At 38.5% G+C, this 13,745-nt stretch carries 13 protein-coding genes; 7 read left to right on the plus strand and 6 right to left on the minus strand.

The features are described 5' to 3' along the window. The first annotated feature begins 37 nt into the window (after nucleotides 1-37). The gene (locus I6F40_RS06700) at nucleotides 38-751 is read left to right on the plus strand and encodes a DUF1499 domain-containing protein (RefSeq protein ID WP_166378710.1); all 714 of its coding nucleotides are present in this window, start codon (nucleotides 38-40) and stop codon (nucleotides 749-751) included. 143 nt (nucleotides 752-894) lie between these two features. Beyond that, nucleotides 895-1,941 (plus strand): NAD(P)-dependent alcohol dehydrogenase, encoded by a 1,047-nt coding sequence (locus I6F40_RS06705; protein ID WP_007581239.1) that lies wholly within the window; start codon nucleotides 895-897, stop codon nucleotides 1,939-1,941. A gap of 64 nt (nucleotides 1,942-2,005) precedes the next feature. On the opposite strand, the gene I6F40_RS06710 is transcribed toward I6F40_RS06705, so the two are convergent. Then, nucleotides 2,006-3,211 (minus strand): MFS transporter, encoded by a 1,206-nt coding sequence (locus I6F40_RS06710; protein WP_197192687.1) that lies wholly within the window; start codon nucleotides 3,209-3,211, stop codon nucleotides 2,006-2,008. A gap of 360 nt (nucleotides 3,212-3,571) precedes the next feature. Between I6F40_RS06710 and I6F40_RS06715 the strand changes: the two genes are divergently transcribed. The 3 genes from I6F40_RS06715 (at nucleotide 3,572) to I6F40_RS06725 (ending at nucleotide 8,354) form a co-directional block, all read left to right on the plus strand. Beyond that, a complete protein-coding gene (locus tag I6F40_RS06715; RefSeq protein ID WP_166378706.1) occupies nucleotides 3,572-4,870 on the plus strand; it encodes a methyl-accepting chemotaxis protein in 1,299 nt (432 codons plus the stop codon). A 154-nt stretch (nucleotides 4,871-5,024) separates the two neighbouring features. Then, nucleotides 5,025-7,181, plus strand: coding sequence for a TonB-dependent receptor (locus I6F40_RS06720; RefSeq protein WP_166378704.1), 2,157 nt, complete (start codon nucleotides 5,025-5,027; stop codon nucleotides 7,179-7,181). A 210-nt stretch (nucleotides 7,182-7,391) separates the two neighbouring features. Further along, complete coding sequence (locus I6F40_RS06725) at nucleotides 7,392-8,354, plus strand: TDT family transporter (RefSeq protein ID WP_166378702.1); 963 nt, start codon at nucleotides 7,392-7,394, stop codon at nucleotides 8,352-8,354. A 2-nt stretch (nucleotides 8,355-8,356) separates the two neighbouring features. On the opposite strand, the gene I6F40_RS06730 is transcribed toward I6F40_RS06725, so the two are convergent. Then, nucleotides 8,357-8,548, minus strand: coding sequence for a DUF2986 domain-containing protein (locus I6F40_RS06730; protein ID WP_008169531.1), 192 nt, complete (start codon nucleotides 8,546-8,548; stop codon nucleotides 8,357-8,359). A gap of 137 nt (nucleotides 8,549-8,685) precedes the next feature. Here I6F40_RS06730 and I6F40_RS06735 point away from each other — a divergent pair, with 137 nt between their 5' ends. Next, a complete protein-coding gene (locus I6F40_RS06735; protein WP_166378700.1) occupies nucleotides 8,686-10,173 on the plus strand; it encodes a dipeptidase in 1,488 nt (495 codons plus the stop codon). Between the two features lie 53 nt (nucleotides 10,174-10,226). Here the strand turns inward: I6F40_RS06735 and I6F40_RS06740 are convergent, their stop codons facing one another. Beyond that, nucleotides 10,227-11,003, minus strand: a complete 777-nt coding sequence (locus I6F40_RS06740) for an EAL domain-containing protein (RefSeq protein ID WP_166378698.1) — start codon at nucleotides 11,001-11,003, stop codon at nucleotides 10,227-10,229. 209 nt (nucleotides 11,004-11,212) lie between these two features. On the opposite strand from I6F40_RS06740, the gene I6F40_RS06745 reads away from it, so the two are divergent. Then, complete coding sequence (locus I6F40_RS06745) at nucleotides 11,213-11,398, plus strand: 2TM domain-containing protein (protein ID WP_166378696.1); 186 nt, start codon at nucleotides 11,213-11,215, stop codon at nucleotides 11,396-11,398. 84 nt (nucleotides 11,399-11,482) lie between these two features. Here the strand turns inward: I6F40_RS06745 and I6F40_RS06750 are convergent, their stop codons facing one another. The 3 genes from I6F40_RS06750 to I6F40_RS06760 all read right to left on the minus strand — a co-directional run bounded on the left by I6F40_RS06750 (nucleotide 11,483) and on the right by I6F40_RS06760 (nucleotide 13,711). Then, nucleotides 11,483-11,920 (minus strand): OsmC family protein, encoded by a 438-nt coding sequence (locus tag I6F40_RS06750; RefSeq protein ID WP_166378694.1) that lies wholly within the window; start codon nucleotides 11,918-11,920, stop codon nucleotides 11,483-11,485. A gap of 130 nt (nucleotides 11,921-12,050) precedes the next feature. Next, nucleotides 12,051-12,185 carry a DUF2256 domain-containing protein gene (locus tag I6F40_RS06755; RefSeq protein ID WP_166378691.1) on the minus strand — a complete coding sequence of 45 codons (135 nt, stop codon included), beginning with the start codon at nucleotides 12,183-12,185 and terminating at the stop codon, nucleotides 12,051-12,053. Between the two features lie 2 nt (nucleotides 12,186-12,187). Beyond that, nucleotides 12,188-13,711, minus strand: a complete 1,524-nt coding sequence (locus I6F40_RS06760) for a cryptochrome/deoxyribodipyrimidine photo-lyase family protein (RefSeq protein ID WP_166378689.1) — start codon at nucleotides 13,709-13,711, stop codon at nucleotides 12,188-12,190. Nucleotides 13,712-13,745: the final 34 nt, after the last annotated feature.

Consider the following 13,745-nt stretch of genomic DNA (forward strand, 5'->3'; position numbering starts at 1 on the left):
TAATAATAAAAATCACACACAATATAGGAATCATAAAATGAAAGTTTTAGTGAGCTTAGTTAGTTTAATCGCTTTTTTACTCGTCATACTGCCAGGGCCTTTGTATAAATTTGGTATTGTAGAATTAGGTGTTGCGTTTACGGGGTTTAAATTTGGCGTTTATGCTGGTGGCGCTGCATTGGTGCTACTTATAGTACAAGCGTTATTTATGCGTAAAACGTTAACGCTAAGCAGTGGTGTTATTGCACTTGTATTTTCGGTTGTGGCTATTGCTATGCCACTTAATATGATGAACAAGGCTGAAGGTGTACCGGCAATTCATGACATTTCAACTGATTTAGTTAATCCACCAAAATTTGTAGCAATTGCACCACTACGTGCAAATGCATCTAACCCAGTAGAATACGCGGGTGAAGAAACGGCAGTACAGCAACGCAAAGCATACCCGGAGCTGGTAACGATAAGCTTTGCACAATCTAAAGCCGATTTAATGACAGCAAGCGAACAAGCAGTTAAAAATCTTGGCTTTGCATTGGTAAGTGCAAATACGGCTACAGGTATTGTGGAAGCTACCGATACAACAACGTGGTTTGGTTTTAAAGACGATGTGGTAATTCGTATTAAAGATGAAGGCAGCCAACGTTTTGTTGATATTCGTAGTAAGTCGCGAGTAGGGCGTAGTGATTTAGGAAAAAATGCAGAGCGCATTCATTCAATTATTAATGAATTAAACAGCTTACTTGCAAAATAATTAAATTTAGCTCCCTAGTCCTAACGATTAAGCCCAAACACTGTTTGGGCTTTTTTTGTGCCTATTTTATATTGTCAGGTTCTATTCACAGGCTATGTACTATGCTGTTGATGATTTAAATTTTTAACCACTATGGAGTTATTATGAAAACAGTAGGATATGCAGCAAAAAGCCAAGGTTCTGAATTGACAGAGTTTTCTTTTGAGCGCCGCGATTTACGAAATAACGATGTAGAAATTGAAATTTTATACTGTGGTGTGTGCCATTCAGATTTACACGCCGTACGAAATGATTGGGGTGGCAGTGACTACCCATTAGTACCTGGGCATGAAATTGTTGGTAAAGTTATGTCGGTAGGTAGCGACGTTAAAAAATACAAGCAAGGCGACACGGTTGCTGTTGGTTGTATGGTTGATTCGTGCCAAAGCTGCGATCAATGTGATAACGATGAAGAGCAATTTTGCCGCGAAGGTATGATTGGTACTTACGCAGGCAAAGACCGCATTAGTGGTGAAATGACCCAAGGTGGGTATTCTAAACATGTTGTTGTACGCGAAGAATTCGTACTTTCCGTACCAGAAAATTTAGACCTTTCTCGCGTAGCACCGCTACTTTGTGCAGGTATTACTACTTACTCGCCACTTCATAAATGGGGCGTAAAAAAAGGTAGCCGTGTTGGTGTTGTTGGTCTAGGCGGACTTGGCCATATGGCCGTTAAAAATGCAGTTGCAATGGGCGCAAGCGTTACGGTAATTGGCCGTAGTGAGTCTAAAAAAGATGATGCGGTTAAATTGGGTGCTCAGCATTACTTAGTGTCATCTAATGATGACGAAATGAAAGACTCGCAATCTGCCTTTGACGTCATTATAGATACGGTACCTGTAAAACATGATTTATCTATTTACACACCACTACTTGATGTAGATGGTACTTTAGTTATCGTAGGCCAAGTTGGTCCTGTAGATGAGCTAAGCACGGTGCCATTATTAATGGGTCGCCGTCGTATTGCAGGCTCACTTATTGGTGGTATTGCACAGACGCAACAAATGCTCGACTTTTGTGGTGAAAATAACGTGCTACCTGAGTGCGAAATGATCAACATTGACGAAATTAACACTGCATACGAGCGTATGGAAAAGTCAGACGTACGATACCGCTTTGTTATTGATATGGCATCGTTAAACGCTTAATTTTACCTAAAAAGAGCCGCTAATTAGCGGCTCTTTTTGTATTTTAAATTAATCTGAACTCAAGTTAATTAGTAGCTTGCGCTGTTGGTTGCTGTTTATTTAGTTGTAAGTAACTTAGTAGCCACATACCCAAACCACCTAAAAATAATGCAGCTGCAACGTAACCTGTTTGATTAGGTGCAGCACCCTGTGCTATTGCAATTCCACCGACCCAAGGGCCTATAGCATTGGCAGTATTAAATGCGCACTGTACTAAGGCACCAATCATAGCGTGGCCTTCGGGTGCAACGTCCATTAAAAGCGTTTGAATCAGCGTAGCCAAGCCCACACTGCAACCAATAAAGAAGATCACTGCATAAAGAGCCCAAATATTATGGCTTGCCGTTACATAAGCAAAGGCAAATACAATGGTACATACAAGCGCAAGGCCAGTCGTTTTAATTGCTGATTTATCGGCTGCTTTACCCAGTACATAGTTACCGAGCGTACAACCAATACCAAACATTACCATTGCGATAGAAATAGTATACGGGGCTGTTTTTGTTACCACTAAGATGGTGTCTGCAATGTAAGTATAAATACAAAACACCCCGCCAAAGCCAATAATTACAATACCCAAAATAGACCAAACCAGTTTGTTTTTAAGTACGCCAAACTCGTTTAGTAAGTTAGAAGGCTTAGCGTTATCTATATTTGGAACTACTTTATAAACAAAAATAAAAGCAATAAATGCAAGCACTGCAGCGCCGGCTAAACAATACCGCCAACTAAGGTTTTGACCCACAAGTGTTACAACAGGCACACCAACAATAGTAGCTACAGTTAAACCCATAAACACCTTAGACATAAAGCTAGCACGCTTACCTTTTGGGGCAATATCCGATGCTAATAAAATAGCCGCGCCAAAATATGCACCATGAGGTAAACCACTTAAAAATCTAAATATTACAAGCTGCTCAAGCGATGTTGCCATCGCGCTTAACCCGTTTGAGATAAACATTAAGCTTATAAAAATGAGCAATGCTTTGCGCTTTCTCATATTAGCTGTAGTGAGCATTAAAATAGGGGCGCCAACTACAACACCAATGGCGTAAGCACTAATTGCGTAACCACTTTGTGAGGGCGTTGAGCCAAATGTTTCGCTAATTAGTGGCAGCATAGGCATCATCGAAAACTCAGATAATCCTAAAATAAATGTGCCTAGCGCTAATACGAGTAAAATAGCGGTTCTGTTAAGTTGACTAGATGCCGACGTTACATCTGATGTCATAGATGATCCCTTAAGGTTTAATTTTAAAAATGAAACTGCACAATAGATCTTGAATAGGAAATATTATGTGTATGCTTAAATTTTGGTGTGAGAGGGTAGTCTGTGAGGGCGCTATTTTAAGTTAAAAAAAGTACAGAGTCATGCATAAATTAGTGGTTTTATTAGGTTTTTAAAATGTTAATTAGAAGAAAATGCTACTTAACATTTATAAAATAAAAAAACTATTTATAAAGCATATATATATAAGATATTAAATATTAGCCGAAAGGTTATTTAAAGCTTATATTTACAGTACAGCTACATATTGATATCACATTAATTTGCTAATTTTTGTACTAATTTACTCCTTAAGGTTTTTATATGTTTGGTATTTCTAAAAGAAACGCAAAAATTGAAGAAATGGAGCTTCAATTAATTCAAAAACAATCTATTTTATCGGCAATTAATAAGCACGTTGCTTATATAGAGTTTACACCTGATGGAATAATATTAGATGCAAACCAGTTGTTTTTAAAAACGATTGGGTATAGCAAAGAGAAAATAATTGGTAAGCATCATCGTATGTTTTGCGAACCTGAATATGCAAAGTCAAACGAATATAGTCAATTTTGGCAAGCATTGAGAGCAGGGAATTCTAAAGCAGGCTCGTTTTTAAGGTACAAAGCTAATGGCGATAAGCTTTGGCTTGAGGCAACTTACTTTCCTGTAGAAGAGCGCGGCGTAGTCACCAAAGTTATTAAAATAGCCTCTGATATTACAAACAGTTACATACAAAGAAAAGCGCAAGAAGCTATTGCAAATGCACTCGACAAAGCCTTGGCTACAATAGAGTTTACCCCAGAGGGTAATATTTTAAAGGCGAACCAAAACTTTTTAGCAACAATAGGTTATAGCTTAAAAGACATTGTAGGCAAGCATCATAAAATGTTTTGTACTAAATTGTTTTATGAGAAAAACCCACGCTTTTGGAGTGAATTAGCGCAGGGGCAGTTTAAGTCAGGAAAATTTAAACGTATTACCGCCGACGGTTCAGAAATTTGGTTAGAAGCAACTTATAACCCAATTTTAGATAGCAAAGGTAATGTAATTAAAATAATTAAGTTTGCATCAAATATTACCGATCGAATTAATAATAACAGTGCAGTGACAGAAGCCGCTGCAATAGCACATGAATCGGCGGTAGCTACTGCTACAACCGCTAAAAAAGGCTCTGAAATACTACAAAGCTCTATAGCGAACTCCGACGCCATTGTAAGCCAAGTACTTAAATCGGTAGATTTAATAAAAAATCTTAATGAACAGTCTGCGGTCATAGGCTCCATTGTTTCGACAATTAGCAGCATTGCGGATCAAACTAATTTACTGGCACTTAATGCCGCAATAGAAGCAGCGCGTGCTGGTGATTATGGTCGAGGTTTTGCTGTAGTAGCTGATGAAGTAAGGCAGCTTGCAGCCAGCACGAGTCGCTCTACTAATGAAATAGCAAGTGTTGTTAAAAATAACCAAGAGCTCACTAATGATATATCAAAGCAAATAACGTCAGTTTCAGACTCATCAAAACAAGGAAGAGAGCTTATTGCTAATGTGTCTGAGGTTATTAAAGAGATTGAACATGGAGCCGATATTGTTTCTCAAACGGTAGCTAAGTTAAATACTTAGTTAATTGCATGTTCCTATGTTTAAAGCTGCCTTCTTATGTGTTCAAACACACCTAACAACATTTTAAATTGATAAAGTGCGACAATATGTCGCGCTTTTGCTTTTGCAACTCATACTATAATTACGTCAATTATTACAGTGGCATAAATTAACAATGGTTTATAAAAGCAAAACTCAAAAAACATATTTACTAACGCCTGTCGCACTTTTTATTAGCGGTGTGCTATCTCCTTTTGCATTTGCCGACGATACGCCTTTAGAAGTGATTGAAGTACACGGACATGCTCAAAATAAGCATTTAGCACTTGGTTCGTCAGAATCGTTATTAAGTGATTTAGGTGTCGATTTTTCAGCAGCGGGCGGCGTATCTAACTTACCTATTTTAAATGGTTTAATGGGCGACAGAGTTAAAGTGTTAGTTGATGGTGCAGATGTAACCGCTGCATGCGCTAATCATATGAACCCGCCACTTTCGTATATCTCGGCTAATCAAATTACGTCTTACAATGTGGTTGCAGGCGTGTCGCCAGTAAGCGCGGGCGGGGATAATATTGCCGGTGTAATAAGCGTTAATTCTATTTCAACACAGTATAGCGATAGCAATGAATTAGGTTGGCACTCAGGTTATGTGTCAGCAAAGTACAGTAGCGTTGATAACGGACGTAAACTTGGCGTTGGTGCACGTTTAGCAAGTGACACGTTTAGCCTTAATTATCAGGGTTCGTTTAGTGACGCAGATAGTTATGAAGACGGTAACGGCGATGTAGTATTAGATACATTGTATCGAGCACAAAATCATAGTTTAACCGCAGCTATGCGCGATGATAAACAGCAATTAGTTATAAAGCTAACGCATCAAAAAATCCCGTATCAGGGATTTGCAAATCAGTATATGGATATGACCGATAACACCAGTTACGGTGCAATAGCTCAATACAAGCGCTCCTTTGAAAACAGCGAGCTTGAAGGGCAAGTTAACTGGCATAGCGTAAAGCACGAAATGGGCTTTTTCAGTGAAGAAAAAACAGGCATGATGCCAATGAAAACCGATGCACAAGATATAAGTACGCAGCTTAAATGGCGTATCGCGCTTGATAAAAACAGCAGTATTTTACTCGGTCAAGAATATTACAATTACAGTATTGATGATTGGTGGCCAGGTATTGAAGGCTCAACCATGATGGGACCAGACGATTACGTAAATGTAAATAACGGCAAACGAGAGCGCATAGCGGCATTTGCAGAATTTGAGAGCCAAATAAATACAAAGTTATGGTTAAACGCAGGCGTACGCATTGAAAGTATTAATACCCATGTTGGAGAGGTTCAATCTTACAACGATGACATGAGTATGACGGATATGGACGATATGAGTAGTATGGAAAGTATGACCATGAGCGATACGTCTACAGATAATACCATTGCTGCACAGAATTTTAATGCTGGCGACAGAGATAAAACCGACACTATAGTTGATGCTAACTTATTAATTAACTACCAAATAACAAATTATGATGAGCTGCAACTTGGTCTTGCCCGTAAAAACCGAGCGCCTAATTTATACGAGCGATACAGTTGGGGTGTAAGTACCATGGCAACCACCATGATTGGTTGGTATGGCGATGGTAATGGCTATATTGGTAACCCTGATTTAGACGTTGAAACAGCGCATACAATAAGTGCTACTTATATTAAATCGGCTAAAGATGACCGTTGGCGATTAAGCACCAATGTTTGGTATACAGATGTGAGTGACTATATTGATGCTGATATTATAAGAAGCTTCAATAGTTATGACTTGGACAATACAGCGCGTAACATTTTTCAGTTTACTAATGTAGATGCTATTTTGTATGGTGCAAAAATAGATTTAACAGCCAACATTTATGAATCTAAGCAATTAGGTAACTGGCAGTTACACGCTAACGTTACTAATACGAGAGGCAAGCGCGACGATACTAACCAGCCGCTTTATCAAATTAAACCACTGCAAACCCAGCTAGGTATTAGCCAGCAAATAGGTCGATTTGAAAACGCGTTATCTTGGCAGTGGGTCGATACTAAAAGCCGTGTAGATAATAATCGTTTTGAAAACCAAACAGACAGCTACAGCCTGGTTAATTTAAGCTCTAAAGCCACATGGGATTCATTAACGCTAAGCGCAGAAGTGAGTAACGTGTTTGATGAGTACTACCAACTTCCGCTAGGTGGTGTAAGTATTGCGGCACTTAAACAAGATAGCAGCAACGGGTTTGAACAACTTGCTGGGCAGGGTCGTTCATTTAATGTAAGCGTTAGTTACGCGTTCTAACTAAACTAAATTTTAAAAATAAAGCAAAAGCCATAACTGTGTTATGGCTTTTTTTGCGTTTTAATATGTAAGCCGTAAACTTATTTTTATGAAATATTTGTACGCAAAAAGCGTTCTATTAAGCACGCTTGTACTAATTTTACAGCGTTATTTTAAGGCAATGCAGTAAAAAGCAGTAACTTGTTCATCACCCAATAATTAGGAAATACAGTGTTTAAGCAATTTAAAAATAAAGTGATGGGTGCGCCAACAGCTATGGCCGGTTTAACTTTGGGTATTGCTAGTATGGGATGGACATGGGAAAACGTTTTTAATTTAAACTCCCAAGGGCAATTTTTGGGAGCGGTACTAGCTGGCGTATTAGTTTTACTTTTGGCTGCTAAGTTTTTACTACACCCTCATTTATTAAAAGCCGATTTAGCACACCCAGTTGCAGGAAGTGTGATCCCTACATTTGCAATGGCTAATCTTGTTATTTCAAACTCAGTTGGGCAATTTAATTCATTAGCTGGCGACATTATGTGGGTTTTAGCTTTTGTGCTGCATCTCACATTTTTGGTGAGTTTTTTATACCAGCGAGCAAAAAAGTTTAACTTCGAGGATATGGCGCCCAGCTGGTTTGTGCCGCCAGTGGGGATAATTATTGCAGATGTTACTTTTTCGGGAAATCCGACATTAGCGCGGTTAGCTTATAGCGCACTGGTGATTGGTATATCAACGTACAGTATTATGCTGCCAATTATGTTTTATCGCTTTTTATTAGCATTAAAAAGTGACTACGAAATACAGCCAACACTTGCCATTTTAGCTGCGCCTGCCAGTTTAACATTAGCGGGGTATTTTCATATTGTAGCTAATCCATCACTCTTTATAGTGGGGGCATTATTTATATTAGCGATAATAAAAACACTGATTGTTTATGTGTTATTTATAAAGTTATTACGCAGGCCTTTTACGCCGAGCTACGCTGCTTTTACATTTCCAATGGTTATTGGGGCAACTGCATTATTTAAAATGAAAGACTGGATGCAAAGTATAAACCTCGCAATGCCATATGTAGATACAGTTAATTACTTAGCTACGTTTGAACTTATAGTTGCCACGGCAGTAGTTGGTTATGTAAGTGGTCGGTACTTTTGCCACTTTAAATTATCAAAGCATCGGGTAGCGTAGAGTTACTCTTGGATTACCTCTGGCTCATTACTTTCTTGTTCAGCTAGTTTTTCGCGCTCAGCTTTTGACACATAACCAGGTTTGTTGCTTTTATGTAGTTTAGCGTTAGTGCGTTTATCTTTCTTTTGAAATTTAGTGACGATTTTTTTACGACGGTTCACAATTAAATACCCTGTTAATTTTAAGTCGCGCATTATACAGTCATCCTCATAAAAGCTGCTATATAAATATTCAGCTTAAGTTACCTGTGTGTTTAGCGTAAAGAGCTATAAGTAAGCGCTTCATAGCGTTATAATTACCGCTCTTAGTTATTAATTAAATGGGAATTGTTTTGAAAAAGTTAGCTTTAGCCAGTATTGCTTTATTTGCGTTTGGTGCTCATGCGCAGTTAAATAAAAATATTGATAGCGTTGCCGATTACGCAGTAAATACCTACCAAAATGCTCAAATACACACACTAACTAACTTAGTGGCTTTTCCGACCGTTAATAAAAGCGACATTACAGCTCCTCAAAATCCCGATTTTATTGGCTTTAAAGCACTTTTAAAAATGAAAGCCGCAGAGCTTGGTTTTGACTACCAAGATTTAGGCTACACCGTTTTAATTGGAATGGGCGAGCAAAGCGAAAAAGTAACGGTAGTAACGCACGGTGACGTGCAACCTGCTAATGCTAGCAAATGGAAACAAAGTCCTTTTATTATTGATACATCTGAACCGGGAAAATTAGTTGGTCGTGGTACGGAAGACGATAAAGGTGCAATAGCAACAGCGCTTTACGCCATGAAAGCAATTAAAGATAAAGGCATAACCCTTAATAACCGAATTGAGCTTATGATTTACCTTGCTGAGGAGTCTGATTGGGGTCCGCTTACTCAATTTATGAAAACGTATGAACAACCAAAATATGCAGTAACGATTGATGCATCATACCCTGTAGTGGTTGCCGAGAAAGGCTGGAGCTTAATTGCACCTACTTTTAATGCAACATCACCACAAACGGGTTTATATGTAAAGGATGTAACTGGCGGTGCGTTTAGAAGCCAAATTCCAGAAGACGCCAGCTTAGTACTTCACAATGCAGACGCTGCACTTATTAATACATTAAAAGCAAAAGCCAAAACATTAAATAAAGTTGAGTTTAACTTTAGTGAGCAAAATGATGCCTTAGCAATAAGTGTTAAAGGTATGTCGGCGCATTCATCAGAGCCGGAGTCGGGTATAAATGCCATTGCTTATTTAGCTGAGTTATTTAAAGGCGTGGAGCTTGAAAATAACAGTGACGGTGAGCTAATCGACTTTGTGAATCAGTTAATTGGTTTAGATATTCATGGTAAACAGTTTGGCGAAATAGCTTACAAGCACGACTTTATGGGCCCGATGACAGTGGCACCAACCGTTATTGAGCGCGATGTTAATGCGCTAACACTTGCTGTAAATGCACGTCGCCCTATGGGTAAAGACGAAGCTGTATTACAAAAGCAAATTGATGATGCGCTCGCTAATTGGCAAGCTGCTAACAATGTAACGCTTGCTAACATAGAAACAATTATTGGCACACCTATGCTGCTTGATAGCGCGCCGCATGCGCAAAAGCTGCTTGATATTTTCAAGCATTTTACGGGCGACGAAAAAGCTGACTTTGTATCAATAGGTGGTGGCACTAACGCAAAGCTGTTTGATAATGCGGTATCGTTTGGTCCTTCAATGCCAGGCAAGCGCTACACCGGTCACTCAGAGCATGAATTTATGACCATTGAGCAACTTAAGCTTAATTTGCGTATGTACACAGCGATGATGATAGAGCTAGGTAATATGTAGTTTAAGCCTTACTTAAATTCAATAAGGTTTTAATAAATAATAGGTGTTGAGTATTAATCAGCACCTATGTCCTCAAAATTTACCTCAGGCAAGTTTTCAAAGCTTGGTTTGGCAAATAAATACCCTTGCATAAGCTCAACACCTGCGTTTTTAAGCCATGTATATTCATCTACTGTTTCAATCCCTTCAGCCAGTGCGATAATATTTAAATCGCGAAACATATTTAAGCAATGAGTTACTATTAATTGGCGTTTTTTGTCGTTGCTTATATCGCGTATTAGCGCCATATCCAGCTTAATAATATCTGTTTGAAAGTCAGCCAGTAGATTTAAACCAGAATAACCTGCACCAAAGTCATCGGTGGCGGTTTTAAATCCGAGAGACTGATAGTAATCAACAACGCGCTTTATGTGTGCGGTGTCTTCTATTTTTTCTACTTCAGTAAATTCAAACATAATATTTTGAATTGGGAAGTTATACTTTTTTGCAGCTTCTAGCGTGGTGCGTATACATCGCTCAGGTTTATAAATAGCATTAGGTAAAAAGTTAATGCTTAGCATTGATGTTATGCCCAGCTTTGAGGCTAATTGAATGGCTTTAATGCGGCAAAGCTGATCAAATGCATAGCGGTTGTCTTCATTTACTTTTGAAATGATTGAATAAGCAGACTCGCCATTTAAACCTCTAACCAGCGCTTCATAGCCATAAATAAGATTAGTTTTACAGTTTATAATCGGTTGAAAAGCCATAGAAAAATCAAATTCGAGATCGTTAGCGTCAGCACAGTTACTACACGTAACTTTTTCACAATCTTTTGATTTTTCGCTCATTTAGCTCATCCTCTTATGTTTATTTGTTTAGGTTAGTTGAGATTAGATTCTAACACAAATAGATTAAAGTATTGTTTTTATACATAATAAATAACTATGTAATTAAATGAAAAGTGATGACTAATGTCAGATCACTTAGTGACATTTAGCAGGTGTGTACGTTGCTTATTAAAACAATAATAGCGACATACATTACTTGGAGAATATAAATGAGCAATACAGTGACATTAGGCAAAAAAATTAAAGGATATTTACTTATTTTAACTTTGCTAAGCGTTATAAATTTACTAACTTCGCCTAGTTATATATGGGTAGTATGGCCAACAATTGGGATGGGAATAGGGCTTGTAGTAAGTACTTTGAGTAGGAATAAACCTAAAAATACTTCTTTATAATAAGCAAGCCAAGTAATTACTTACTTGGCTTTTTTAGTAAGGAACTGTCTAAACAGTTAAGTCTAAATAGTTAAGTCTAAATATTTAAAATGCTGATTGAAGTGTCGCATCTAGTGATATTTCGGTATTTAAGAGCTTGGAAATAGGGCAGCTCTTTTTGGTTTGCTCACATAAGGCTTGAAACTGCTCGTTTTGAATATGATCAATACGCGCTTTTACCTCAAGGGCAATATGCGTTACTGAAAAACCGTCATCTACTTCATCAAGGCTTACGGTGGCTTTAGCATCAATTTTATCTGCGGTAAAGCCTGCATCACCTAATGCAAGCGAAAGCGCCATACTAAAACATGCACTGTGAGCTGCACCTACTAATTCTTCAGGGTTTGAGCCTGCCTTATCTTCAAAGCGGGTATTAAAACCATAAGGTTGTTTGTTAAGCGCGCCACTTTGAGTTGATATGCTACCTTTGCCTGTTTTAATATCGCCAGACCATGTTGAACTAGCCGTTTTTTTAATAGTCATCATCTTCTCCTTGCTTGAGTGTAAGCTTTTCAGGTTAGCTAAGCGTTATTTACAAAATAAACTTATATAAAGCCTTAAAAGCACTAATTACTGATGATGTTGCAAAATAGACGCCAGTTAATTTTTACTCTTATTTATTACGCCTGCAGCGCTCTGAACAGAAAATAACGTTATCCCAGTCGCGCTGCCATTTTTTACGCCACGTAAAAGGTTTATTACAAATAGGGCATGTTTTTTGAGGTAAGTTTAGTTTTTTGTGCGCCATGCTTACTTAGCCTTGCTGTTACTTTTAGTATCCGTTTTACTTTTTGTTCGAGTAACTTTTTGAGTATCTCCAACGTGCTTTTTAAGAATCCTCCCTATGGCGTGTTTAACATCAGCTCGCTCACGGTATTGCCATAAGCGCTCGCGTGCTTCTTTTGAAGCAGTGGTTAAATCAAGCATGGGTTCAGGGTAATCCTCCCCTAACTTAAAGTCGTTAAAGAGTGCTTCCATCGGAGTTTGCTCCCAAGGCTGATGTAAATATTCAATAGGGAGTTTTTCAAGCTCGGGGCACCACTTTTTAATAAATGAACCTGTTGGGTCTTGATCTTCCGACTGCTTAATTGGGTTGTAATGCCTAATGGTATTAATGCCGGTTACCGAGGCTTGCATTTGAATTTGTGGGTAGTGAATTCCGGGCTCAAAATCTAAAAAGTAATTAGCGAGAGGAAAGCTTGCTTGCTGCCAGCTTATATTTAAATGATGCGTTACAAAGCTTACAAGCATGGCGCGCATTCTAAAGTTTATATAGCCGGTGGCTTTTAAGCAGCGCATGCAAGCGTCAATAATGGGAATACCTGTTTGACCTTGCGCCCAGCGTTCAATATCGTTTTTAACATGTTCATCATCACGATACGGAAATACATGATAACCCGGATTGAGGGCTAAAAACTCCATAGAACATTCGCTCTCAAACTTTTGCATAAAGTGGCAGTGCCAATGCAAGCGCGATACAAACGCAGCAAGCGGGCGCTTCCAGCCTCTTTTGTCAGGGTGTTTTGAATGATATTCATCAATGGCCATTTGATACACTTGCCTAAGGCTAATATTCCCCCACGCTAAATACGGGGAAAGCCGAGAGCAATGAGTTTGGCTTAAACTTGGGCTCGATATTCCTTTTTGATAACCTTTACCGCGCTCGGCAAAAAAGCTCTGCATTACAGTTCGCGCATGCAACGGGCCACCTTGTTGAAAGCTGTCGTGATCTTGCGTGTAGGTAGTTGGTAATGTTGGTGCTTGGTAGTTATTGAGAGTAATTGTTTTTATACTCTTCCAATTAGGAACAGCAATAGGTGCTTGCATTGTTTGCTGCCAGCGTTCGTTCCAATTATTACGATTTTTTTTGCCGCGAATAACCGCGTCTGTTTGCGACTCTTGCCAGTTAATATGGTTATGCTGGCACCATGCTTTTATTGCTTTATCGCGCTCAAAGGTGTTGTTTAAGCCTATTTCTTGATGGCTAAAAATATTAACTATTTCAAACTGCGTCTTTAACGATTCAAGTAAATCGCTCATATTTAAATTAAAGATATAAACACAGGCATTAAAGCGCACTAGTTGATTGTTTAACTCAACGACAGACTGATATACAAAGCGCCAGTGCCGCTCATTGTAGTGTGCATCTTCGAGCAGTAATGGCTCAAAGTTATAAAGTAATAGGGTAGGTAAGCCATTACTGAATGCATTTTTTAATGGTTGATGATCGCTAAGACGCAAATCACGTTTAAACCACACGATGTTTATTTTCATATAATTTGTTTATTGCTTTAAATAGAGATAAAAA

The sequence above is a fragment of the Pseudoalteromonas sp. SWXJ133 genome (assembly GCF_015864365.1).
GTDB lineage: Bacteria > Pseudomonadota > Gammaproteobacteria > Enterobacterales > Alteromonadaceae > Pseudoalteromonas > Pseudoalteromonas arctica.

Bases quoted from the DNA above. Each gene is read 5' to 3' on its own strand.
- I6F40_RS06755 (WP_166378691.1), bottom strand. From the start codon at position 12,185: ATGGCGCACAAAAAACTAAACTTACCTCAAAAAACATGCCCTATTTGT.
- I6F40_RS06700 (WP_166378710.1), top strand. From the start codon at position 38: ATGAAAGTTTTAGTGAGCTTAGTTAGTTTAATCGCTTTTTTACTCGTC.
- I6F40_RS06750 (WP_166378694.1), bottom strand. From the start codon at position 11,920: ATGACTATTAAAAAAACGGCTAGTTCAACATGGTCTGGCGATATTAAA.
- I6F40_RS06720 (WP_166378704.1), top strand. From the start codon at position 5,025: ATGGTTTATAAAAGCAAAACTCAAAAAACATATTTACTAACGCCTGTC.
- I6F40_RS06715 (WP_166378706.1), top strand. From the start codon at position 3,572: ATGTTTGGTATTTCTAAAAGAAACGCAAAAATTGAAGAAATGGAGCTT.
- I6F40_RS06740 (WP_166378698.1), bottom strand. From the start codon at position 11,003: ATGAGCGAAAAATCAAAAGATTGTGAAAAAGTTACGTGTAGTAACTGT.
- I6F40_RS06710 (WP_197192687.1), bottom strand. From the start codon at position 3,211: ATGACATCAGATGTAACGTCGGCATCTAGTCAACTTAACAGAACCGCT.
- I6F40_RS06745 (WP_166378696.1), top strand. From the start codon at position 11,213: ATGAGCAATACAGTGACATTAGGCAAAAAAATTAAAGGATATTTACTT.
- I6F40_RS06705 (WP_007581239.1), top strand. From the start codon at position 895: ATGAAAACAGTAGGATATGCAGCAAAAAGCCAAGGTTCTGAATTGACA.
- I6F40_RS06730 (WP_008169531.1), bottom strand. From the start codon at position 8,548: ATGCGCGACTTAAAATTAACAGGGTATTTAATTGTGAACCGTCGTAAA.
- I6F40_RS06760 (WP_166378689.1), bottom strand. From the start codon at position 13,711: ATGAAAATAAACATCGTGTGGTTTAAACGTGATTTGCGTCTTAGCGAT.